The sequence below is a fragment of the Facklamia hominis CCUG 36813 genome (assembly GCF_000301035.1).
Lineage (GTDB): Bacteria > Bacillota > Bacilli > Lactobacillales > Aerococcaceae > Facklamia > Facklamia hominis.
On the sequence record NZ_JH932292.1, the window covers coordinates 1,444,762 to 1,469,498 of the forward strand.

Sequence of the window (24,737 nt, forward strand, 5' to 3'; positions counted from 1 at the left end):
AGAAAGCTTATGAAGAAAGTTTGACGAAAGATCGTAAAATGCTTTTATTTATATGATAAGAATTTGAATTTGCTTAAAAAAACATGCATTTATGATAAAGTAAAGATAACAAGTCGGAAGTAGTCTCGAATAATTGATCACATTGGAGGGATCATCATGAAAAAGCAAGCACCGATTTATTTATTATTATCAGCAGGGCTCATCTTAACGCCGATCGCGTCAACGATGACTCAAACTTCTCTATTACAAAGTGTTTATGCCCAAGATCAAGCTGTTGATTTTGAAGTTTACTTGCAAGTAGGCGAGGAAGCTCATGCGCAAAGTCAAGTCACTTATCAAATTCTACGTGAATCTGACAAAGAAGTGGTCTATGATTCGACGCAAAATATGACTTTTCCAACTTTATCAGTGGGTAAATATATTTACCGCTTGTTTGACGACCAAAACTTCCAACGGGAAGGACAGGCCGTTGAGGTGGATAAAGTCATCCGCAAACAGTCGGGTCAGGAAGAAAGTCTGGATCAGAAAGGCGAGATTAAGAACTTAGACGACAGCGATAATAAAGTCTATGAATTTGAATTCGACATTGAAGAAGCTAGCGATTCCATTCACTATGAGATCTATCTTAAGAGCCAAGCTGCAGCGGCGGAGGAGGCAGAGAACGATGAAGCGACTGCAAGTTCATCAGAAGCAGATGATCAAGCTGCAGTCGAATCGGAAGAAGCGGCTGAAGAGCCATCCTCAACGGAAGCTGACAGCGAAGTTGATTCAGTAGATTCAACAGCAAGTGCTCATTTGATTATTCAAGCACAAGACCAAGCAGGCCAAGCTTTAGCCCATCTAAAGCTGATGATTGGTAATCAAGAAGTAGAGACCGATGAGTCGGGTATGGCTAGTATCGCAGATTTGGAAGCAGGTACTTACTCAGTGGGACTCTCCGATGAAAGTCGTCAAACTTATCAAATTGAACTGGCTGAAGAAAGTCCGAAGACGGTTGATTTAGTGGCTGGTCAAGTTCAGGACTTGGTCTTAACTTTTAACCCGATCCAAGAGTCGACGGAATCCAGTGAATCAAGTGAGACCACTGAAACGACTGAAGTATCATCAACGACTATGGAATCGAGCGAAGCTGTAGAGGACTCTAGTCAAGAAATCAGCTCAGAAACGAGTCAGGCTCCCCTTCAAATGGGGCAAGTTCGTTTTGAAGTAAAAGATCAAAGCGGAAATCCCGTTGCAGGACTTGAATTGCTCTTGGGTGAGCAGTCACAAGTGACCGATGAACAAGGGCAAGCTGTTTTTGAAGATCTAGTTCCTCAAGACTATAGCTTGAGCCTTGGTAAAAAACCTGAAGGCTATGTGGATGCGACTTTAGATTCTGATTCACCTAAAAATATTCAAATTGAAGCTGGGGATCAAAAGACGGTTTCGCTTACTTTAGCTGCCGCCACTTTAACCGGCAACCTAAGCTTGGAAGTACGCGACCAGAATCAAGAGCCAGTAGCCGGTGTGGAAATTCAAGTCACCCCGAGTCAAATGCGAAGCCAAGGGCAAAGTGTGAAAACCGATGATAAGGGACAAGCGAATTTACAAGGATTAGGCGTAGGTAAATATACTTACCAAATCGTGTCGGTTCCAAAAGGTTTCCAAGCCAATAATGAGACCTATGAGATTGATCTACAGGCTAATCAAAGCAACCCACAGGTCTTGAGCGTGACACGGCTCGAACAAAAAGCGAGTCTAAGGCTGACGGTTTTAGATCCATCTGGTAAGCCGGTAAAAGGTCAAAAGGTTCAATTAGGTCAATCTACCTTAATCACCGATCAGGCAGGGCAAGTGACTTGGAGCGATTTGTCTGCGGGGGATTATCAATTCCAATTACCAGACTTAGCGAGTGTTTATCGCTTGGAAGATTCAACGAATTTCCAATTAGAAGCGGGTGAAGATAAGGAACTTACGATTCACTTAAAGGCGGCCCAAGCTCAATTGACCTTAAAAGTGACGGATGCGGATTCTAAACCCTTAGAAGGAGCAGCGATTTACCTCAGAGACGAAGGAAAGAATTATGAAAAAGTCCTAAAAACCAACGCTAAAGGACAAGTGGACTTTACCGCTTTAAGTCCGGGTCATTATTTCTATCAAATGACTCAAGCACCAAAGGGTTATCGAATCATTAAGGAAGTCCAAGAAGTGACCTTAAAGGATCAAGATGCGGTTGAACAGCTATTAAGTCTTGAAAAAGAAAGCAAGCAAAAGTCGATTGAGTCTGGTAAAACAACGACTTCTACTACGACAACCACAACGACGACCACAGCTCATCCCGATAAGAAAGTCCTAACTGACCCTCAAACGGGTGCACAAATGACCCTGCGTGGTTCGATTGCCGGTCAAGCACATTCTTTGACAGTTCGTCAGGTAAAATTAGCAGATAGTCAATTACCAGCGAATCTAAAGGGGAAGGATTATCACATCTATGAAGTCAAAGTGTACAAAAAAGATGGTAGTCTCCTCAGCCAGGTGCCTGCTAATGAATTGGTCATCCCATTAAAGGTGATTGATAGCAGTGTTAAAGCCTATAAGTTACAAGGGCAAGCACTTCAAGAGCTTCCTTTGACCATACAGAATAATACCGTTACCCTGTCTAACCAAGGTGATGGCTATGTGGCATTGCTTTTCCAATCAAAATCAGCTAATAATAAAGTGACTGTCACCAAGACTAAAGGACAAAAGACTGGTAATTTGGGTCTTCCTTCAACCGGTGAACGAAGCCCATGGGTGACCTTGCTTCTAGGATTAGTCCTGTTAGCAGCTGGGGGTTACTTTATTAAACGGAAAAAATAGCCCATAAGAGGTCCAAAAATTTTAGGCATTTTTGACTGAGCCAAGGCCCTTAGCACAAAAGCTAAGAGGCTTTGGCTTTTAGATTAGTGAGTGAGCAAGCTTACTGACAAAATCTCTTAGGAATCCTGGGATTGATTATATTTTATTAAGAAAGAATATGTTACAATGGGGAAGACTAGGAAGGCCGATGATCATATGGCCTTGTTGATGACTCTTGAGATGAATGAAGCAAAGACCAGCAGTCAACCAATTAATCAAATAGAACGTTTTATTCATCATTCATTAAAAGTCATAATAGATAGTATTTTTGAAGAATTTGGATTGAAAGATAAAGGAGAAAATAGTGGCCCCATTAAAGTTAATTGCGATCGATTTAGATGAAACTCTGTTGCGCCGTGATAAGACTTACGAGGTAGCTCGTTTTAACCAAGTCCTGAAGGAATTAAGAAAGCAATCTGTTTTAGTGGCGATTGTGACTGGAAATTCTTATGATAAGGTGAAAGACTATTTTGAGGCGTCAATACGGCCGTTTTTATATTTTGCTTGTGATAATGGAAATTATCTGGTTCAAAATGAAGTGACGCTTAAAAAAATCGGGATTCCCTATGAACGCTTCATCGAAATTATTGACTTTATTGATGAATTTAAAGGATATTATCCAGCGCTTTGTTTAGGGGATGCGACCTATGAACGAGAATCTAAGGGCGTAGGTCATGAGATCTTAGCTCAGTTTAATCCGCGAGTTCAGCGAGTGGATTCCTTTAGAGAATTGCCAGAAGATAGTCTAGTGACTAAGATTGCGATTTTGAGTCAGGATGATTTGGATCGTAATAAGGCACTGGTTCGTATTATCAATGAACGCTACGAGGATGTGACAGCCGTTACCTCCGCTGAAAATTGGGTCGATATCTACAATTGCCAAGGTGGTAAGGGATCTGCGATTCGCTTCTTGAAGGAACGCTATCAATTAAAGGCTGAAGATTGCTTGGCCATGGGAGATTCTTTGAATGATGAGTCGATGATGAAGGAAGTCCACTATAGTGTGGCCATGGAAAATGCGGACAAGGATTTGGTCATGCAATGCCGCTATCAAATTGGTAATAATAACGATCAAGCGGTTGTTCAGTTAATGGAAGACTATCAACAAACAGGAAGTTTAGACTTTATGCAGAAATACCGCACCATTAAGATTTAACTAGGGGAGGTTGAAATGGCAAAGCAAGCAGCAAAAAGAAAACAAGGCTCAAAGAAGGCTGAGACCATGGTTCAAGTTGACGCTTACTTGATTCCCGAAGCTCAAGCTGCCATGTATCAAACGCTGCGTCAAGCAGTGGCAGATGAAGCGCAAGCCTTTTGGCAAGAACGTTATCATCGGGTGGAATGGATTCAAGATCCGGATGAAGGTCAGGGATTGGTGGTCTATAACGAGGCAGAAGAGCGGCTATTTTGTTTTTATCTCAACCCTCAAAACATCTCTCAGGCCCAAATTGCCCGCGATAAGGATCAGTTGGCCAAGTATCTTCTGCGTTTTGAAGAAGAACAGGGGATCCTAGAGGACTGATTGAACAGCATAAGATGAAGGAGGCGAGTCGATGGGGGATTTTGATCAACGTGCTTTTTTGATGCCAGGTCGGCCGCTACTTATTAAGGATATTGAGCGTATCTTAGAGGATTTGGGTCAAGTTCTGTTTGAATATGACGAGTTAGTCTACAAGGATTGCTTATACTTGCAAAATATCTTCTACTATTATTTAGGACGGGATTATTTAGCGCTTTGGGAGAGTCACTATGATTTTTTATCGAGTCAGTCCCGCCTTCGACAGGCAAAAATGAAGATCGCTCCTACTCAACCAGCTTGTTTGGCCAAGTATCGCGAGTTTTTGCGACTCAAAAAAGACCGTTACCGCCTAGCCTTAGAATGGGGTCAGCAAGATTCAATATCGGTCGAAGAATCACGCAAACTCCGTCAACTCTATCGGCAGTGTGTTTTAGCTTTTCACCCTTTATTGCATGAACAAAGCCAGTCAGCTCACCGATTGTTGTATGAAAAAGCGCGAATGGCCTACCGACGGGACAATCGTCAGCTGTTACAATTGACTGCCAATATGAGTCAAGAAGCCTATGTTCAGGATGATTGGCGTAATCTGTCCATGGTTCAGCTACTAGATTGGCGAGGACAGCTCTTAAATCAATTATTTGAATGGCGTTATCGTATAGGAATGAAACGAGCAGAGTTCCCCTATGTGATTCACTCACAGATCTTGAGTGAGACTCAGCGTCAGAAGATGCAGGCGTCTTTTAGGCAAGAGACACAGAGACTGCGATCAGCGACAAAGCGTAACTTGGCCTCTTTAGACCAGCTGGATCAATAGAACGTTACTGGGGAAGTATGAAGCTTTTGTGAAATGATTAAGAAGATAAGGTAGAATTCTTGAATTAGTCAAATGAATGTTTTAATATGAGGATAATTCAATCGAATAATGAGATAGGGATATTAGCTTATGTAGGGAGTGTGAATGGATGAAAAAAGCATTAACAGGGTTGGGTTTGTTTCTAGCCTTAGTCCTCGTTGTTGGTCTGGCCTATGCTGCAGGAATCAGTTATTATGGCGATCGGTTTTTAGCCAACACTAAAATTGCTAAGGTGGATGTCAGTAATTTATCCTTAGAACAAGCACAAGCCAAAGTAAAATCAGAAATTTTGGGACATTCCCTCGACGTGCTTGAGAATGGCAAAGAATTAGGAACGGTTCATCTCAAGGATTTAGAACCTGAATTCTCTGGTGAAGCGACGATTCAACAATATTTTAAGCATCAAAATCCGAATAGCTGGTTAGGCCATTTCTTTAAAGGGCAAGACTTTGACTTGTCGGTGATGACGGATGTTAAGATTGATCGTAATCAAGTGACGAGTAAGTTAGCCGAACTGGGCGTTGATAACAGTAAAAGAACGCCTTCTAAAGACGCTCAAATAAGCTATCAAGAAGATCAGGGCTATCGTCTTGAGAGCCAAGAACAAGGAAATCAAGTAGATATTTCAGCTTTGCGGGAGGCGCTCTTTGAACAATTTGAAGAGGGACATAATAAGCTTGACTTAAAAGATTATTATGCCAAGCCAGAAGTGACTGATCAGAATGAAGAACTTCAATCCATGATGCAAAAGATTGAAGATGCCTCCAAGGCGAAGATTACTTTGAAGATTGAAGACAGTAAGGAGACGATCTCCAAGGCTGCTATTCAAGACTGGATTTATTTTGATAAGGATAATAAAATTATTTATGATCAAGAGAAGATTGCTGAATATCTCAAACGCTATAACGACAAGTATTCTTCCTATGTAAATCCTCGCCAATTCCGTTCGACCAATCAAGGGATTGTGACGGTTCAGCCAGGGACGCTAGGTTGGTCGATTGACCGGGCAGCTGAAGCGGAGCAAATTGCGGTTGATTTGGCAGCTGGTAAAGACGTAGAACGTGAACCGATTGTTGTTGGCTCAGGTTATGGGTCTGCTGGGGATGGGATCGGAAGCACTTATGTCGAAGTGGATCTATCCTATCAAATGATGTATGTCTATATCGATGGTAAAATGGTAATTTCAACACCGATTGTATCCGGTGGGCCACAATCTCAAACAATTCCGGGTGCTTATGCCGTTTGGGGTAAGCAACGGGACACCAGCTTGAAGGGCTATAACTGGGTAACAAAGAAAGAATATTCATCGCCTGTTTCTTACTGGATGCCTTTCGACCATGTGGGTCAAGGGATTCATGATGCCCCATGGCAACCTGCTTTTGGTGGTAATTTATGGCAAACAAATGGGTCACTAGGTTGTATCAATACACCAACAAATGTGATGGCTCAAGTTTTTGACATTGTTGAGATCGGAACGCCGGTGATTATTTTCTGGTAATTCAATGATATCTTTTAGGAAGGCTGTGGCTGGTTGCTACAGTCCTTTCTTTTAGTCAAAGAAAAGAGGAAAACAAATGAAGAAAGTCCATCCCTATTCCAAAAATCAGGTTTTAACAGGACAAGTGATTGATCTAACCCATGAAGGACTGGGAGTTGTTAAGATCGATCATTATCCTTTCTTTATTCCAGACAGTCTACCGGGAGAATTCATTGAATTCAAAGTGGTTAAGACCGGCAAAAAATTTGCCTATGGAAAGTTGCTTAAGTTGATTGAAGCAAGTCCCGATCGAGTAGACATTCGCGATGATCTGGGACGGAAAAATGGCAGTTTAACCCTGCAACACCTCGCCTATCCTGCACAATTAGCCTTTAAAGCGAAGTTAGTGCGCGATAATTTTGAGCGGATCGGTCATTTTAAGGATATTCAAGTTCAGCCAACCTGGGGAATGGCGGATCCTTGGGGTTATCGTAATAAAGCTCAGATTCCAGTTCAAGAGCTTAATGGTCAGTTGGAAACAGGTTTTTACCGTAAGAATAGTCATGATTTGATTCCGGTGGAAGATTTTCAGATTCAAGATCCAAGGATCGATCAGGTGATTCGCCTTGTCCGTGACCGACTACGTTATTATCAGATTCCAGCTTATGATGAGAAGACTCATCAAGGCGTGATTCGACATGTTATTGTTAAGCGAGGATATTATTCGGGTCAGATTATGGTCGTTCTGGTCACTCGCCAGCGTGATTTTGATCATAAGGAGGCCTTGGTAGCGGACTTAATCAAGCAGATTGACGGTCTTGTCTCCTTGATGCAGAGTATTAACCCCAAGCGAACGAATGTGATCCTGGGAGATCAAACCGTCTTACTTTGGGGACAAGCATATTATGAAGACCAGATGTTGGGCATGACTTTTCGCATAGCTGCCCAGTCATTCTACCAAGTAAATACTCCTCAAGCAGAACGGATGTATGAGGAGGTAGTGCGTTTGGCTCAACTGGACGGGACCCAGACGGTACTCGACGCTTATTGTGGTATTGGGACGATTTCTTTGGCGTTAGCCCAGTCAGCTAAAAAAGTCTATGCCATGGAAATTGTGCCAGCAGCCGTTGAGATGGCTCGGATGAATGCTCAATTAAATGGGATTGACCGAGCGGTTTTTGAAGTAGGAAAGGCAGAAGACTGGCTAGCTAAATGGAACCAGGCTGGCATCCACTTTGATGTGGTCGTCGTTGACCCGCCACGCAAGGGCTTAGATCCAAGTTTTGTTCAAGCCTTAATTCAACAAGATCCTGATCGGATTGTTTATGTGTCGTGTAATCCATCAACTCAAGCCAGAGATTGCCAACTCTTAAATCAAGCAGGCTATGAGATCCGCCATATCCAACCGGTTGATCTCTTCCCACAGACGGTGCATGTCGAGGCAGTGACACTGCTTGTGAAGGCACGTTAGCGACTGAAGAAGCAGCTGTCCTGCCCGTGCACGGATTGCCCAAGAATGACGAGCGAAGCGAGGAAATGATTGGATGCAATCGGCTGCTGAGACAGTAGTATGGATGCAAAAGGTAAAGGAGTAATATATTGTTATATCAGCTTTTTGAATGTGTTAGTCATATTCAGAGGGCTGATTTTTTAAGTTTAGTTGTTATGAAAACAGACAAAAGTAGGTGTGAGACTTAAAAATACCGAGTAATCTGCGAAAACTGATCTACGTCTGAAGGGTCTTTACTCATCAATAGAGTTCTATTAGAGTATATGATTTGAGTCTATGGTATAATATCTTGTATGCGTAGATAATATTAATTTTTGGAGATATAATGATATGGATCATCACCAGATATTCAATAAAGATTGTATTAATTTCCTAGCCTCACTAAAAGCGAGGGCTGTTGATTTAATATTAACTGATCCCCCTACAACGTAGGCAAATTTGTAAGAAAAAAGAGATGTAAACTTTCATTCATATCGTTCGAACCACTTTTAAAAATCAATTTGGGACGCTCATGACTACTTAAAATGGACAGATTTGACGCATAATTTTTTTAAAGAATCAGCACGAATATTAAAAAAGGGTGGGTCCTTAGTAACTTATAGAGTGACCCCAAATAGTTGGATCAAAGAGATGAACACAATTTTGTGCTTGTCTCTTTTTTGACTTAAAGAGAAATCCATAAGCCACCTGTATTTTTCTATAACAGTAGGACTTTATACGAATATAAACCGCCCATTAAGAGTTAGTCGCTCTTGATGGGCGGTTTTTTGTATCATCGTTGACAGGAGTGATATCTTGGCGATCCTCAAAAATATTGTGAATAAACTGATGGATCCGGACTTGACCGCAGGGGGGAGGGAATAACTTGTTCGATGAAGCGATTAAGAAACTGAGAACTTAAACGAAGGCCAAGTTCCTATTTTTGAAAATTTATTCAAAGAAATGCTAGGCAAGATGGTACCGAAAAAAGGATACTACCAATGCCTGGGTCGATCTTTTGAGAAAATTCAAAAGAATATAAAAATATTTGAACAAATGATCATATATCGCTTGACATAATTTACAAATACCAATATAATATCAATATAACGTATGAACGATTGTTCAATTATCCAGATGAAATCATCAAGAAGGGGGGGATTCGATGACTGAAAAACTTACTTGCATTGAAAAATGTGAAAGTAACGCCATTCACGAAGACATTATCAATCAAGTGAGAGATAAGATGCCTCAAGAAAAAAGCCTTTCGGACCTAGCAGAATTATTTAAAGTATTTGGAGATTTAACACGAATTAGGATCTTGTGGGCTTTACATGAAGCTGAAATGTGTGTATGTGATATCGCCGTATTACTTAACATGACACAATCGGCAATTTCCCATCAGCTGAGAGTCTTGAAACAAACGAATTTAGTAAAAAACAGAAAAGCAGGCAAAGTGGTCTATTATTCACTCGTTGATGACCATGTAAGGGAAATCTTTGACCAAGGGCTCATACATACCTCCGAGAGGTAGTCATTCGAGAAGTAGTCATGGGCTCGAACAGGATGTTCTTGGAAGATTATTGGGCAGGGATTCGAGGCCTTATAGCCAATGATTCATGCGTCAGGAAATTTCGAACAAGACTGGGAGTATTCAAAATAAAATGATAAATAATATTTAGGAGGCTATAATCATGAAAAAGAAATTTATTTTAGATGGTTTAGATTGTGCAAATTGTGCTGCAAAGATGGAGCAAGCGATCAATGAACTTGATGGCGTGAGAAAAGCCACCGTTAACTTTATGACCACAAAAATGGTCATTGATGGTGAAGAGGAAAAAATGCCAACCATCATAGCAGAAGCCGAAAAAATAGTTAAAAAATTTGAACCGGATACTAGGATGAAGAAGGCGTAAGGGAGGTCATTAAGGATGAAAAAGCGACTCTGGCGAATCATCATAGCTGCTTTCTTATTTACGATCGCACTGTTGATGGAATTAAATAACGAATGGTTACAGATTGCTCTCTTTATAATAAGTTACATTATTGTAGGTGGAGATGTTGTAAAAAGAGCGGTTAAAAATATGAATCGAGGTCAAGTTTTTGATGAGAACTTTCTAATGAGTGTCGCAACCATTGGGGCCATGCTCATCGGTGAGTTTCCTGAAGCTGTGGCAGTGATGCTCTTTTATCAAGTGGGCGAACTCTTTCAAAGCTATGCCGTTGGCAAGTCGAGAAAGTCAATTGCAAGCCTGATGGAAATTCGACCAGATTATGCCAATGTCAAAAAGGGCGATGAAATCATCAAAGTTGATCCTGATGAAGTACAAATTGGAGATATTATTGTCATAACAGCAGGAGAAAAAATTCCTCTTGATGGCAAGGTCATTGAGGGAAGTTCAATGATTGATACATCGGCACTTACTGGTGAATCGGTCCCTCGTGAAGTCGAAGTAGGAAGTGATATCCTGAGTGGTTCCATCAATATTAATGGCGTTATTACAGCTGAGGTTACCAAGGAATTTGAAGAATCTACGGTAAGCAAAATTCTTGATTTAGTTGAGAATGCAAGCAGTAAAAAATCCAACTCGGAACAATTTATTACGAAGTTTGCGAGATATTACACGCCGGCTGTGGTGATAATGGCAGTATTGCTAGCGGTTATACCGCCTCTTATGATAAAGGGTGCGACTTTTAGTGATTGGATCTATCGAGCGCTAGCATTCCTTGTGGTATCTTGTCCATGTGCTTTAGTGATTTCGATTCCCTTAAGCTTCTTCGGGGGAATCGGTGGAGCTTCAAAAGAAGGTATTTTAGTTAAAGGCAGTAACTACCTCGAAGCCTTATCTCAAACTGAGATTGCTGTCTTTGATAAAACAGGGACCCTCACGAAAGGTGTCTTTAATGTACAGGAAATTCATCCACAAGGAGTTTCCAAGGAAGAGCTACTCGAGTTAACGGCGTATGCCGAGAGCTATTCGAATCATCCGATTTCACTTTCTCTAAAAGAAGCATATGGTAAGGACATAGACCATCAACGTATTTCTGATGTCGAAGAGCTATCTGGACATGGTGTGACGGCAACCGTCGATGGCCAAAAGGTGATAGCAGGAAATATTAAACTGATGAAGATGATGGATATCCCTTATTTTGAGGGGGAATTGATTGGAACGGTCGTGCATGTGGCTGTTGATAACAAATATATTGGTTACATTGTCATAGCCGATGAGTTAAAGCCAGATGCAAAACAGGCCATCAGGGAACTTAAGGATGCGGATATTAAACAATTAGTCATGTTGACTGGTGATAATCAAAGTGTTGGGACGAAAGTTGCTAAAGAGCTGGGTCTTGATCAAGTTTATTCAGAACTATTACCAGCAGATAAAGTTGAAAAATTAGAAGAATTAATTACGCAAAAATCTCAAAATGGTAAACTTGCTTTTGTTGGTGACGGCATAAATGATGCCCCTGTATTAGCGCGTGCAGACATTGGAATTGCAATGGGAGGGCTGGGTTCTGATGCAGCCATTGAAGCTGCGGATATTGTCATTATGACGGATGAGCCATCAAAAATTGCTACTGCAATAAATATTTCTAAAAAGACACTAAAAATTGCCAATCAAAACATAGTTGTTGCCATTGGCATAAAAATATTGGTGCTTATTTTGAGTGCTTTAGGAATAACTACTATGTGGTCAGCGATCTTTGCCGATGTCGGTGTTACGATCCTTGCAGTATTAAATGCATTTAGAGCTTTGAACGTAAAGAATCTATAAATCTTTCTCCGATATACCCCATGAGTGAAGTCGATCGATATTTGGCGACTCCATCATGGGGTATTCGAATTAAATAACGATGATTAAACGCAAGATGAGGGTCGCCGCTCCTAAGTGCTTCTAGCCTAGGCTTCTGCCGGGATCTGTTTGTTTAAGATGTTTCGAGTTTTGACTGAAGAGAGGAGAGCTTCCTTGGGAAAGTCGGCTTGAGGTTCAATGAATTGTCGTTGACCGTGACCTTCAAGGTCCCCTGCTCTTCTGCAGCATGTGGGGGATGAATTTTCTGGGTAAGATAATGAGTTGCACCCTTTATAACAAGCCTTCATTCTAGATCAGCAGATTAATAACAAACTACACCATATTGATTTTTTATGAAATCTAGCGATGAAGGTCACATCCAATATAAGTCCTTTTCCTAAACAAGAAACGCTGTCTTCAACGACAGAAGATACCTTGATAAAAATGCTAGGCCTATCGGAACAAATCAATCAATATATTGATCGAGTGGTGGATTTGAAAAAAGAAATCAATGAGGCCACCATAGCTCTAGGGAACGAGGAAGAAAAGACCATTCTAGAGTAGCGTTACGTCTGTTTTATCGTCTGGGAACAGATTGCTTTAGACATGGGTTATAGTTTGCAGAACTGCTTCAAGATTCATAAACGAGCCTTATAAAAAATGGAAGTTCCTAACTAATGAAAAAAGCTCTTATCATAGCGATAGGAGCTTTATCTTTTATAGATGAGAATCTAAGTGTCGTTTGCTGTAAAGTATACGGCGGATTTCCATGACGGAATCAATAATCACATAGAAAATAGAGTAGTTTCCAACTCGGATGACGTAATACGGATGTTTTCTTTTTTTTGACTTAAGAAAGGTTGGAAGCTAAGAGGATAGTTAGTTCGCTCCTCAATAGCTTTATGAACATTTTCTACAAATTTCATTGCTGCCGATGGATTGGGCAGCGTTAAAGCAATGTAATCGACAATTTGATTTAAATCTTCCTCAAAGCTTGGAAGAATACGAATTTGATAGTTAGCTATGCTGATTAATGCGCTCCTTGACTTGTTCAATCAGCTCTTCGAGGCTATACCTTGTCTCTGTGGAAGCTGCTAAGTGATCCGCTTCATCAAGGTTGCTTTCAATGTCTTGGGTCATAGATTCGTATTGATCGATGCTCATTAATACCATTGTGCCGTAGCCATTTTTAGTTAAAAAGACAGGACGTCCAGATTCAATAACTTCTTCTTCGACTTCAGGAAATTTATTTCTTAGATCTGAAACAGGACGAATATTCATAAGAAGACCTCCTTTTTTAGTTATCATAATTCTATCGTTAAACTATCAATAAGACAAGCGTTCATAAAAAATACCTCCACGTATGTGTTTCATTCATGATAATACTGGAGTAGAAAAAATTAAGATTATTCAGGTGTGAAGCTTTACATTGATAGGGTGAAAGTGGAAATGATATTAGTAATTTAGCTTATGAGACAAGAGAGATTTTAGATATATAAACTTAACTTTGATTCAGATGTCAAAAGTATTTGACACATGTTTTCTAAGGGAATATAATAATGTCAAAAGAATTTGACATTAGGAGGGTAATTATGAATACGATAAGCTTTATTGAGTCTAATCAAAAAATGGTTTTAGGAATCCTTTGGTTATTTCTTGTTGCATCATTGATCTGCACTTTCCTTATGATAGTGATACTAATTAAAAAAGGAGACGAGAGAAAAGGATATATTGTAAAAAAATCAGCCTTAAGTGCTTTAGTAGTTGGGATAATCGTTCTTCTTATAAATATAATTTGGAATATTTTCTTTGAGCAAAATTCTAGAATTGGATTTGAAGCGAGTCCAATCATTTATATTGGCATCGTATCGATCGCCTTTAATGTTTCATATCTAATTAACATGAGAAAATTTAGATGATAAGAAATGAAAAATAACATAAAAGAAATTAGAACAAAGAAGCGTTTATATCAACAAGAATTGGCTGATATATGCGGAGTTAGTAGACAAACTGTTAATGCAATTGAAAACAATAAGTACGATCCGACGCTCGAGCTTGCTTTTAAATTGGCTTCTGCACTTGATACAACCGTAGATAATTTGTTCATCTATCAATAAAAAAGTCAACTTTTATTAATCAGCTGTGACATAAGTCCATATAGCGTTAGCTTCGTAGCGATAGCAATGGCTCTTAAGATTTCTATTAAAATCTTAGGAGCCATTGTTCTATTGAAAAAACACCTTATGGGAACCGATCAATAGCAAAACCCGTAAGGCGTGTAAATAGGATAGTTATTATGATAAGAAACTGAAAGAGATGTTTAAATCTAGCATTAAAAGTGATGCCAATAACTAGCGGATCTGTAAAGGTTCTATTTTTAATATAAGCAATAATGGTATACTAGAAGTGTAATGATTGGGTTATAGACTCAATTTATTGATAGATGGATGCTATAAAATATTTTAATCGATTTTAAAGGTTGATATATGAGGAGTTAGAATGAAGAGTGTTTTGATTATAGAAGATAGTAAAGAAATTGCCTTACAAATGGAAAAGTATTTAGTTAATAATAATTATGAGGTAGAGATTGCTTCATCTTTTTACGAAGCTTGTTATAAGATGAATGTAGACATGGATGTAGCACTACTTGATATAAATCTACCAGATAAAGACGGTCAACATTTGATAGAAAGATTAAAAGATAAGGACATAAGAGTGATTGTAACAACCGTTAAAAATGATGAAGATTTTATAATTTCGGCTCTTGACCAGGGGGCTGATGATTACTTAACAAAGCCATTTTCCCTAGCAATACTAAGGGCAAGAATTGATGCAGTTTTAAGGACAATACCTCTAAGTCAAGACAAAAAAATTACTTACAAGGATATCAAAATAGACTTAAATGATTCAAAAGTTTACTTTAAAGCTAAGCAAATAGAGTTAACTCCACTTGAATATGAAATCCTAGTCTTATTTATTAAAAATCCTCACCGAGTTTATACCAGAGGCCAGCTGCTAGAAATGTTTTGGGAAGATAGGGATAGGTTTGTAAATGACAATACTCTGACATCAACTATTAAGAGAATCAGAGAAAAGCTTGATAGGGGAGTTATTTCAACTGTCAGGGGAATAGGTTATAGGATGGATTAAATGATATATGTATTTTGGATAATAAGTCTGGGACTTCTATATTGTTTTTTAGAAAAAAGAAAGAAAAATAGAATAAATGAACTTATAGATTTGATAGAAAACATGAAAAATCAAAATTATAAAATTCCTATGAAGCAAGATGATTTTTCAATTCTGGAAGATAAAATTTACAAACTATTTATAGAAATAGTAGAAGCCAAAGAGATAAGCAGAAAAAATAGCGAAAAGCAAATTGAATACCTAGAAGACATCGCTCATCAAATCAAAACTCCCATCACATCGATGCTTTTTTCCATAGAAAATTTGGAGATGGATTTTCCAGATATTGAGGATATAGCGGTTTTAAAAAGACAACTCTTAAGATTAAACGCTTTATCAGATATTTTACTCAAACTATCAAGCCTTGATGCAAACAAAGATCTTATGAAAAAAGAAGAAATTCGTTTGGATGAATTAGCAGATTATGCTTTAGATAGTTTGGACTTAAAGAGATCTACCAGTGTAGAAATAGAGAAAAGTTTAAAAGAAAATAGCATCAATGGAGATTTTTATTGGCTGGCAGAAGCGCTGATCAATATTATAAAAAATGCTGATAATAGACCAAGTTGTGATAAAATCATGGTTTCATCTTATAAAAACCCTCTCTATACAAGCTTAATCATTGAAGACAATGGTGAAGGAATAGAAAAAGAAAATATTAAAAAGATCTTTAAACGCTTTTATAAAACGCCAGACTCAAATGGTTTTGGAATAGGCCTTGCCATGGCGAAGACAATTGTCGAAAAGAATAACGGAGAAATTTCAGTTTCCAATACTAATAGTGGAGCAAGATTTGAAATTAAATTTTACAATGTCACCTAAAAATCACTTTACTTTTATATGCTTACCTTGACATAATAAAAGGAGGCAGTTATGGAAATATTAAAAGTAGAAAACCTGAGAAAAGAATACGGCGAGGGTCATTCTAAGGTCATTGCCCTAGACGGTGTTAACCTTGAAATTGAAAGAGGAGAATTTGTCGCTATTGTTGGACCAAGTGGGTCTGGTAAATCAACCCTCCTACATATCATAGGAGGCGTAGATAGTCCAGATGATGGCAAGATTTATATAGATGGTAACGACATCTCAAAGTATTCTTCAAAAGAATTAGCCTATTTTAGAAGAAGAAAAGTTGGACTTATTTATCAATTTTATAATTTGATACCAAATTTAACGGTTCGTCACAATATAGAACTTCCACTAAAACTAGATAAAAGAAAAATCAATCAAGATGAAATTTCAGATATAGTAAAAAAACTGGGTATAGAAAGTAGACTTGACTTTTTCCCAAGTGAACTATCAGGAGGTCAGCAGCAGAGAGTTGCCATAGCTAGAAGTCTTATCTACAATCCATCTATAATATTAGCGGATGAACCAACAGGTAATTTGGACAGGAAAAATTCTAAGGAAATTATTGAAATCTTTAAATACTTCAATAGAACTTTAAAACAGACCATTATCCTAATCACCCATGACGAAGAAATAGCCCTACAAACAAATCGCATAGTTACCATAGTCGATGGAAAAATTGTAGGAGATGAAAAAAATGAATAAGAAGAATTTTCCTATTTTTATTTCACTATTAATCGTAAGTTTATTTTTTACTGTGGTATTTTATTATGGTTATATAAACAGACAAGCCAACTATGGTTATGCCATGTCAAATAATTTTTATCATGCTGAGATTAAGGATGAGTTATCAAATGATGAAGTAGAAAAACTAAGGTCTATTGAAGATATCAAATTAATTGGAAAAATGTCCAATGACCCTGATAATGCTAAATATAATAATGATTTACTTGTCATTAATTATCAGGATGAAGCAATAAATAAAATGAGAGAGTATTCAAGACTTCAAAAAGGTAGATTTGCAGAAAATGAAAATGAAATTGTTCTATCAGAAAGCTTCATAAATGAAAATAGCATTAATTTAGGTGATGAAATAAAACTTGAAATAGGTAAAAGGTTTATAGATGGGGAAGAAATAGGACCTACTAGTGCAAATACTGATAAGGAAAAATTTAAAAAAGTTTCCACTAAATCTTTTACTGTAGTAGGAGTTTATGGGGACGTTTATAACAAATATAGTAAACTAAACTTTGCTTTAGGATTACAAGAAAAGATGTCATCCTTTAAAACATATGTGAAGTTTGATTCATTTGAAAAAACTTATAAAAATAAAGAAAATATTCAGGAAGATATAAATAATAAGCTTGGTAGGGATGTAGAGCTAGAATTTTCTGATGGATTAATATATTATTATGGTATCGAAAATGATCCTTTACAAAAAATTATGAGTAAAGCGGTTATAGTATTATCTATACTTGGATGTATAGCCGTCTTTGTATTCTTTATAAAAAATATCTTTTGGGTATGGGGTCTTCGAAAAATTAGAGAACTGTCTATATATAAATCTATAGGGTCAACTAATGGTCAAATTTATTTGATGCTTTTAAAGGAAGGGTTAATTATATCAGCCATTCCAATAGTTTTAGGTCACATAGCTGGTTTTTCTTTTATATATTATCTGTATAGAAATTTACAAAAAGGTGAGGGAGTAAGTGCCTTTGAAGTAGTAAGATTTAATCCATTATTAAGTTTAGCCATACTATTTGTTTCTTTTATAATTGTTGCTTTGGCAATAAAATCTCCTGCAAAAAAGATTTCGAAAATAAATATAATAGATGGTATTAGAGGAAATATAGATTTTTCCAAGTATCAGAAAAAGAAGAAACAGAACTTATGGCAAGAACTAAGAATTAACAACTTAGCTTCAATAAAATCACAAAGGTATATTTCAGCTATTGGAATTCTAATCATCTCAGTATTTGCAATTGTAATAGGAATTGGAAATTATCTTAGAGACTATTCGTATTATGATAATGGATATAACTTTTCTGTAGATTATTATAGTGATAAGGATGAAGTGCCATCGGTACTAAAAGAAATTGATGAGAAAACTCCTAATGAAAAATCCTATATTTCTAAACAGAAATATGTAATAGTTGAAAATAATAAAAATTTTTCAAAAGAAGCTAGGAATGCAGGATTAGATAAAGAGGCTGAAAAAAACATTGAAAAATATAATGCGGAAGGAATAGATGGATTTTTGATAGCCTTAGAAGATGATGATTTAAAAGAGCTTGGAGGAAATAAGGGAGAATTTCTACTTTATAATATGATCCAAGAAGATTCTTCCATACCTATATCTAAAGCAAAGAAAATTTCATATTTTGAAAATCCAACAAGTCTTGATATAAGTATTGGAGATGATTATCAAAAAAATATTAAGATTTCAAAGTCAATAAGAGACTTGGGAAAATTTAATTCCAAAACCATGCCTTTCGATGTGAAAATCTACACCGACTTTGATACATTTTTCAGTCTAATGAAAGAAGCAGGCGATGAAAAATATAAAAACTATCCTTATACTTTGAATATGAAAATAAAAGACTCTAAAGCAGAAGATGCACAAGATTATGCGGAAGCATTAATTAGGGAACAAATTTTACCTGAAGATAGATTTAACATTATTATTGGTAATGAGATAGAAGAAAAAGAGTTTAAAAGCTTACAAAGTTTTATGAAAATTGTGGTAAGTATTGGATTAATAATCTTTGTATTAAATATAACAAACGGATATTCATCCATTAATTTAAGCTTGATGAGTAGAAGAAAAGAAATAGGAAGCTTTTATTCTTGTGGAATGGATTTGGATGAACTCAAAAGGGTTTATGAAAAAGAATATTTAAATGAACAGATAAAATCATTGCTTATAGTTATATTAACTAGTATAGGTGTAATGTTTATAATTTCTATATTCTCATCAAGATTGACTTTTTTAAATCTCGTAAGATACTATGACTATAAATTATTTATAGCATTTTCGTTAGTAGTCTACGGAATAAATGTGCTAATTTATCATTTATCTTTAAAAAGAATTCTAGACAGACCAACTATCGATTTAATTCGAACAATATAATTTCAAAGAAAGAGGAGTATTTATGAACAGAAATTAAGCAAGAAGATATTTCTACTTGGACTTTTAATATTTGTGATTCCCTACCTACTCCCAGTAGATATATTTGATAGCTATACCAATCTAAGACCAACTGGACTCACATCAATATTTGTCTGCCCAATTATTGGACTAATAGGTTTAATATTTGGGGTAAGGGAAAAGGATAGGTTATCTATAGTGCTGAATATTCTGTTAATCTTATTACTTCCTATAGCAATGTTTCTAGGTCATCGAATACAAGAAATATGACTAGACAATAAGATATTAATTTAAACAGCTCTTATATGGGCTGTTTTTTCTTAACTCTAAAATGATATAATGAATTATAAGATGTTTATTGATTAACATATTCCCACATACAAGGCTTTTGAAAAAAATTGAATTTTATCCATACTGACCACTCAAGCCATTCAGAATTAATAGCTCTTCTTGAGGAAATCAAATAATTATCATTTAAAGCTTTTAAGATAAGTAGAATAGTCAAGAGAAGGATAATAACAAATACTGCTGATAGATATATAGAAGAAAGAATAAAACGAGGAAATACATTTTAAGCTGTAAGGAAGGGAGAATATTTCGTTGAAAAAGATACTTATCATTGAAGATGATAAAAATTTAAATAAAGGGCTTTCTATAGCTTTAAATAAAGAATATGAGGTTTTTTCTGTAAACACAATTAGTGAAGCTAAAAGCTTTATTGGCATTGTTGACTTAATTTTACTTGATATGAATCTTCCTGATGGAGATGGGCTTGAAATAATAAAATATACTAGAGAAACTTCCTCAATTCCTATTATAGTTTTGTCTGCCATAGATCTAGAGGCATATATCATTTCAGCTATAAATTTAGGTGCAGATGATTATTTAACCAAGCCTTTTTCTTTAGGAATCCTAGAAGCAAAGATAAAAAGAGCTTTTGAAAAAATAGTTTCTAGTGATTTAAATCTTTATAAGAAAGATGGCCTAGACTTTAATTTCAATGAAAACGCTTTCTTTGTAGATAATAAGAATATAGTTCTCACAAGGACAGAGACAAAAATTTTACACTACCTAATAAAAAACAAGTCTCAAGTTATTACTAAGGAATTACTATTTGATTTTGTTTGGGGAATAGATGATGAATTTATTGATCAAAATACATTGAGTGTCAATATTTCTAGAATCAGAAATAAATTAAAACCCTATGACCCAATAGAAACAGTCTTTGGAGTTGGATATAAATGGAATTTTTAATAGCTCTTTTAGCTCTTATAATTGGAATTATTTTATATAAATATATTGTCTTGAGAAATGAAATGCGTGAACTCTCAGACTATATTGATAAGGCTTTGGATGGAAATTTAGAAATTACAGAATTTGATGAAAAGGAATTATCTAAAATAAAATCAAAGCTCATTAAGTTTTTGTATGCCAGCCAAGTAAAAGAAGCGAAAATAAATACAGAAAAAAGTAAAACAAAAGATTTAATAGCAGATATATCACACCAAACCAAGACCCCCATTACCAATCTTTCTTTATACATTAGTCTTTTAGAAGATGAGCCGAAAGATGAGTACATTGAAATTATAAAGTATGAACTTAATAAACTAGAATTTTTAATTCAAAACCTAGTAAAATCCTCCAGGCTTGAATCTGATATTATAGGACTACAAAAAAATCAAGCAAATTTAAAAGACCTGGTAAAAGATGTTTTGAGAGAATTTCAAGTTACATTAGATAAAAAAGATGTAAGCATAAATTTAAAAGATGAAGATTTAATTTTTGATTTGGACGAAAGATGGCTTAAAGAAGCCATCCACAATCTTGTAGATAATGCTATAAAATACTCTCCCAATGGTTCTACTATTAATATTTCAGTTTATAAATCTTACCTAAACTATAATTTAGACATAGAAAATGAGTGCCAAGACTTATCAGAAGAAACTTTGCCAAAGATATTTGAAAGATTTTATAGAGGAAAAAATTCAGTTTCAAAGGATGGTTTGGGTTTAGGTCTATTTATAGCCAGAGAGATTATAGAAAAACATGGCGGAAATATAAGAGCGTCTTTAGATGAAAATAGAATAAAATTTTCAGTGGACTTCCCTTTGTGAGAAGTCTTTTTTCTTACAAAGCTGTAAGAAGTCTTGTAAGTACTTTGTAAGATAGGAATGTTACATTAAATGTAAAGAGGTGATATTTGTGCTAAAAGTAGAAAATTTAAAAAGATATTATAAAACAAACGACGTTAAAGTAAGAGCTCTTGACGGAGTATCTTTCGAAGTAAAAAAAGGAGAATTTATTTCTATAATTGGAGCATCAGGATCTGGTAAATCCACCCTATTACATTTACTAGGCGGACTTGATTATCCTACAAGCGGAAAAGTTATCATTGATGATACTGACATTTATGCTTTAAAAGATGATGAGAGAACCATTTTTAGAAGAAGAAATATTGGTTTTGTCTTTCAAGCATATAACCTTTTGCCAATGCTAAATGTGTATGAGAATATAATTATTCCCTTTGGTCTAGATGGTGACAAAGTAGATAAAAAATATGTCGATTCTGTAATAGATATACTTGAGATAAGCGATCAAAAGTATAAAATGCCAAATGAATTATCTGGTGGACAGCAACAAAGGGTTGCCATAGCAAGAGCCTTGGTTACAAAACCATCTTTAATTCTAGCTGACGAACCTACAGGAAATTTGGATTCAAAATCTTCTTCCCAAGTTGTTTACTTACTAAAAAAGATTAATAAAGAGCTTGGAAATACTATTCTTATGATTACTCACGATGATGCTGTTGCTCAAGCTGCAGTAAAAACTCTAAGGATAGAAGATGGAAGGCTGGTGGAAAATAATGAAAGTCAAAAATAGAGCTTATATAAGGAGGCTTGCAAAAAATATTTTAAATGCTAATAAAAGCAGGAGAAATATTCTCTTATTAGCAATCGCTTTGACTTCTATACTTTTTACAAGTTTATTTTCCGTAGCCTTAGGCTTAGGGAAAAGTATGGAAACTCAAACGATGAAAACTATTGGTACAATCAGCCATGGTTCTTTTAAAGATATTTCTGACGAAGATGTAAAAATATTAACCCATGATAAGGATATAAAGGATTTTTCAGTAAGAGAGAAAGTTGGAATTCTTGATGATGAAAAAGTTATGGCAGAACTATCTTACATGGATAAAAAAGGATTTGAATGGTCTCTAATAGAAAAAGTTAAGGGAAAGTTTCCAGAAAAAGAAAATCAAGTATTTATAGATATAGCTACTGCTAAAAAATTAGGTTATAAGGGTGAAATAGGAGAAGAAATAGAAATTCCTTTTAAAATAGAAAAAGCTTACACAGGAGAGATTATCGAAAAGAAAAGTGATAAATTTATTATATCGGGGACTTTTCAAAATCCTATTGACTCCAATGTCGGTGTAGGTCAAATCTATTTATCAAAAGCTTATGTAGATAAATTATCGGTTCCAAAAAATAATAGCGATTTGGGAGTAATGTTAAATAATTCTTTTAAGATAGGGGATAAGCTTTTAAAAATTGCAGAGAGAAATGGTTATAAAGTGGTGGATAATCCTGGAAATTTATCTGAAAAGGAAATAAGGATTGGGGTAAACTTTGCCTATCTTTTATCTGGTGACAGTAGTTTTGATTTTAATACATTTCTACCATACTTAGCTTTTTTAATTTTGGTAATAGTCGCAGGATACTTAATAATAAATAATATTTTTAAGATATCCGTAAATGAAGATATTAAACTTCTGGGACTTTTAAAAACAATTGGAATGACAAAACCACAAATCAAAAAACTTGTTCATCTTGAGTCCTTAGCAGTAGCACTTCCGTCAATAGTAGTTGGAGATATAGTAGGAATTTCTATTGGGAAACTTATTTTAAATAAAATATTTGTAAGTAATGAGATGTTAACGGATGTAAAATTATCGCCCGCAGTAATAATCTTAATCATCTTATTTTCGACAGCCTTTACTTTGCTTACAGTATTTCTATCAGTGATGAGACCTGCTAGGTTCGCAGCAAAAGTTTCTCCAATAGATGCCAGCAGATACAACGAAATCCAGATAAAAAAGAAATATAAAAGCGATAACATTTCTCTTGGGAAGCTGGCAAGAAGACAAGTATTTTCCAATAAATTTAGATTTATATCGATAATTCTTTCTATGAGTTTATCTGCTGTTATTTTGAACAGTGTTTTAACTTATACTGGTAATATTGATCTTGAAAAAGGGATTTCTGATATAATCGTAACAGATTATAATATAGCAAGTCCAAAATATTTCAGATATATGTACTCAGGAAGTGAAGATGGTATTAATGAAAAGTATATTGGTGAAATAGAAAACCATAAAGGATTTAAAAGTGGAGGTGCCTTATATTCATACGGTTATGAGTACACATATCCGGATATAAAAATAGAAGACAATAAAGTTGCTCCAATTCTATTTGGAATAGATGACTATCTAATAAATAAATACAAAATTACAGATGGAGAGTTTGATAAAGATAAATGGCAAACTGGAAATTATGTTATTATAGGGGAAAAAATAAGAAATAATTCTGACTATAAAATCGGTGATAAGATAAGGATAAATGTAAATAATAAAATTAAAGAAGTCCAAGTTATGGGTAAAGTTGAATATAATTTTTCCAATGGACTTAGATATTTCCCTGTAGTTAAGGAAGATATAAATGACGAATCTAGTCCTACTTTAGGTTTGGAATATATTTATATGAATCCGAATGAGTACAAAGAACTCACAGGCGATAATAGTATAATGTCCTATGGATTTGATGTGGCGGATAGTGAAAAGGAAAATTTTAATAAGTTATTAAAATCTTTTGAAAATGATCCAGGCTTTTCCTATGATTCAAGAGATTTTCAAATAAAGTCTTTTAAAGATTTCAAAAATCTTATAGAATTTGTGGGTTATAGTTTATCTATAGTATTGTTTTTAATTTCTGTACTAAACTTTATAAATATTATTGCTACAGAAATTCTAAGAAATATGGTTAATCTATCAATCCTTGAAGCTATCGGAATGACCAAGAAAAATATTAAGAAATATTTAATCAAAAAGAATTTGATATATTCAATTTCAAGCTTAGTATTTTCTTTTATAGTAAAGCTACTTGTAAATAAATTTATTTTGATAGATTTTATGGCAGAAACTAAGTGGACTTCCTATAAATTTGTAATCACGCCACTTATACTTGTAAACTTAATAAATATAATCATTGGGATAATATTTACAGGTAGGTTCTATGAAAAACATAGCCAAAATAGTCTTGTAGATAGGATAAGAAGTTTAGAATAACAGAGGAGACTTTTTGAAAGAAAATTTAAGCAAGAAGATATTTCTACTTGGACTTGTAATATTTGTGATTCCCTATCTACTCCCAGTAGATATATTTGATAGCTATACCAATCTAAGACCAACTGGACTCAAATCAATGTTTGTCTGACCAATTATTGGACTAATAGGTTTAATATTTGGGGTAAGGAAAAAGAA

Annotated in this window: 23 protein-coding genes; 21 read left to right on the top strand and 2 right to left on the bottom strand. The window is 35.5% G+C overall.

Annotated elements, in window-relative coordinates; all coding sequences use genetic code 11:
- Positions 1–156: 156 nt before the first annotated feature.
- The 11 genes from HMPREF9706_RS06740 (at position 157) to HMPREF9706_RS08970 (ending at position 12,573) form a co-directional block, all read left to right on the top strand.
- Positions 157–2,838, top strand: a complete 2,682-nt coding sequence (locus HMPREF9706_RS06740) for a SpaA isopeptide-forming pilin-related protein (protein ID WP_006908614.1) — start codon at positions 157–159, stop codon at positions 2,836–2,838.
- A 165-nt stretch (positions 2,839–3,003) separates the two neighbouring features.
- Complete coding sequence (locus HMPREF9706_RS06745) at positions 3,004–3,219, top strand: hypothetical protein (protein ID WP_035392831.1); 216 nt, start codon at positions 3,004–3,006, stop codon at positions 3,217–3,219.
- Positions 3,182–4,033 carry an HAD-IIB family hydrolase gene (locus tag HMPREF9706_RS06750; protein ID WP_006908615.1) on the top strand — a complete coding sequence of 284 codons (852 nt, stop codon included), beginning with the start codon at positions 3,182–3,184 and terminating at the stop codon, positions 4,031–4,033. The genes HMPREF9706_RS06745 and HMPREF9706_RS06750 overlap by 38 nt, the downstream gene beginning before the upstream one ends.
- Positions 4,034–4,048: 15 nt before the next feature.
- Complete coding sequence (locus tag HMPREF9706_RS06755; protein ID WP_006908617.1) at positions 4,049–4,399, top strand: hypothetical protein; 351 nt, start codon at positions 4,049–4,051, stop codon at positions 4,397–4,399.
- A gap of 31 nt (positions 4,400–4,430) precedes the next feature.
- On the top strand, positions 4,431–5,210 hold the full coding sequence (locus tag HMPREF9706_RS06760) for a hypothetical protein (RefSeq protein WP_006908618.1): 780 nt from the start codon (positions 4,431–4,433) through the stop codon (positions 5,208–5,210).
- Positions 5,211–5,358: 148 nt separating this feature from the next.
- The gene (locus HMPREF9706_RS06765) at positions 5,359–6,747 is read left to right on the top strand and encodes a L,D-transpeptidase family protein (protein WP_006908619.1); all 1,389 of its coding nucleotides are present in this window, start codon (positions 5,359–5,361) and stop codon (positions 6,745–6,747) included.
- A gap of 76 nt (positions 6,748–6,823) precedes the next feature.
- Complete coding sequence (rlmD, locus tag HMPREF9706_RS06770; protein ID WP_006908620.1) at positions 6,824–8,197, top strand: 23S rRNA (uracil(1939)-C(5))-methyltransferase RlmD; 1,374 nt, start codon at positions 6,824–6,826, stop codon at positions 8,195–8,197.
- Positions 8,198–9,380: 1,183 nt separating this feature from the next.
- Positions 9,381–9,749: an ArsR/SmtB family transcription factor gene (locus HMPREF9706_RS06775; RefSeq protein ID WP_006908621.1), complete on the top strand. Its 369-nt coding sequence runs from the start codon at positions 9,381–9,383 to the stop codon at positions 9,747–9,749.
- 160 nt (positions 9,750–9,909) lie between these two features.
- Positions 9,910–10,131, top strand: a complete 222-nt coding sequence (locus HMPREF9706_RS09395) for a cation transporter (protein ID WP_006908622.1) — start codon at positions 9,910–9,912, stop codon at positions 10,129–10,131.
- Positions 10,132–10,146: 15 nt separating this feature from the next.
- A complete protein-coding gene (locus tag HMPREF9706_RS06785) occupies positions 10,147–11,991 on the top strand; it encodes a heavy metal translocating P-type ATPase (RefSeq protein WP_006908623.1) in 1,845 nt (614 codons plus the stop codon).
- A gap of 384 nt (positions 11,992–12,375) precedes the next feature.
- A complete protein-coding gene (locus HMPREF9706_RS08970) occupies positions 12,376–12,573 on the top strand; it encodes a hypothetical protein (protein WP_081580748.1) in 198 nt (65 codons plus the stop codon).
- Between the two features lie 221 nt (positions 12,574–12,794).
- On the opposite strand, the gene HMPREF9706_RS08975 is transcribed toward HMPREF9706_RS08970, so the two are convergent.
- Entirely contained in the window at positions 12,795–13,064 is a 270-nt protein-coding gene (locus HMPREF9706_RS08975; RefSeq protein ID WP_231285861.1) for a type II toxin-antitoxin system RelE/ParE family toxin, read from the bottom strand.
- Positions 13,027–13,290: a type II toxin-antitoxin system Phd/YefM family antitoxin gene (locus HMPREF9706_RS06795; RefSeq protein ID WP_006908624.1), complete on the bottom strand. Its 264-nt coding sequence runs from the start codon at positions 13,288–13,290 to the stop codon at positions 13,027–13,029. The genes HMPREF9706_RS08975 and HMPREF9706_RS06795 overlap by 38 nt, the downstream gene beginning before the upstream one ends.
- 311 nt (positions 13,291–13,601) lie before the next feature.
- Here HMPREF9706_RS06795 and HMPREF9706_RS06800 point away from each other — a divergent pair, with 311 nt between their 5' ends.
- From HMPREF9706_RS06800 to HMPREF9706_RS06845, 10 genes are all read left to right on the top strand, one after another.
- Positions 13,602–13,928 carry a hypothetical protein gene (locus HMPREF9706_RS06800; RefSeq protein ID WP_006908625.1) on the top strand — a complete coding sequence of 109 codons (327 nt, stop codon included), beginning with the start codon at positions 13,602–13,604 and terminating at the stop codon, positions 13,926–13,928.
- 6 nt (positions 13,929–13,934) lie between these two features.
- On the top strand, positions 13,935–14,126 hold the full coding sequence (locus HMPREF9706_RS06805) for a helix-turn-helix transcriptional regulator (protein ID WP_040444638.1): 192 nt from the start codon (positions 13,935–13,937) through the stop codon (positions 14,124–14,126).
- A gap of 382 nt (positions 14,127–14,508) precedes the next feature.
- Entirely contained in the window at positions 14,509–15,159 is a 651-nt protein-coding gene (locus HMPREF9706_RS06810; protein ID WP_006908626.1) for a response regulator transcription factor, read from the top strand.
- Entirely contained in the window at positions 15,160–16,020 is an 861-nt protein-coding gene (locus HMPREF9706_RS06815; RefSeq protein ID WP_006908627.1) for a sensor histidine kinase, read from the top strand.
- Positions 16,021–16,071: 51 nt separating this feature from the next.
- Complete coding sequence (locus HMPREF9706_RS06820) at positions 16,072–16,752, top strand: ABC transporter ATP-binding protein (RefSeq protein ID WP_006908628.1); 681 nt, start codon at positions 16,072–16,074, stop codon at positions 16,750–16,752.
- Positions 16,745–19,180, top strand: coding sequence for an ABC transporter permease (locus HMPREF9706_RS06825; protein WP_006908629.1), 2,436 nt, complete (start codon positions 16,745–16,747; stop codon positions 19,178–19,180). Before HMPREF9706_RS06820 ends, HMPREF9706_RS06825 begins: the two co-directional genes overlap by 8 nt.
- A 618-nt stretch (positions 19,181–19,798) precedes the next feature.
- Complete coding sequence (locus tag HMPREF9706_RS06830; RefSeq protein ID WP_006908630.1) at positions 19,799–20,452, top strand: response regulator transcription factor; 654 nt, start codon at positions 19,799–19,801, stop codon at positions 20,450–20,452.
- Positions 20,440–21,312: a sensor histidine kinase gene (locus HMPREF9706_RS06835; RefSeq protein ID WP_006908631.1), complete on the top strand. Its 873-nt coding sequence runs from the start codon at positions 20,440–20,442 to the stop codon at positions 21,310–21,312. The genes HMPREF9706_RS06830 and HMPREF9706_RS06835 overlap by 13 nt, the downstream gene beginning before the upstream one ends.
- An 88-nt stretch (positions 21,313–21,400) precedes the next feature.
- The gene (locus HMPREF9706_RS06840) at positions 21,401–22,078 is read left to right on the top strand and encodes an ABC transporter ATP-binding protein (RefSeq protein ID WP_006908632.1); all 678 of its coding nucleotides are present in this window, start codon (positions 21,401–21,403) and stop codon (positions 22,076–22,078) included.
- Positions 22,041–24,542, top strand: coding sequence for an ABC transporter permease (locus HMPREF9706_RS06845; protein WP_040444640.1), 2,502 nt, complete (start codon positions 22,041–22,043; stop codon positions 24,540–24,542). Before HMPREF9706_RS06840 ends, HMPREF9706_RS06845 begins: the two co-directional genes overlap by 38 nt.
- The last annotated feature ends 195 nt before the right edge of the window (positions 24,543–24,737 follow it).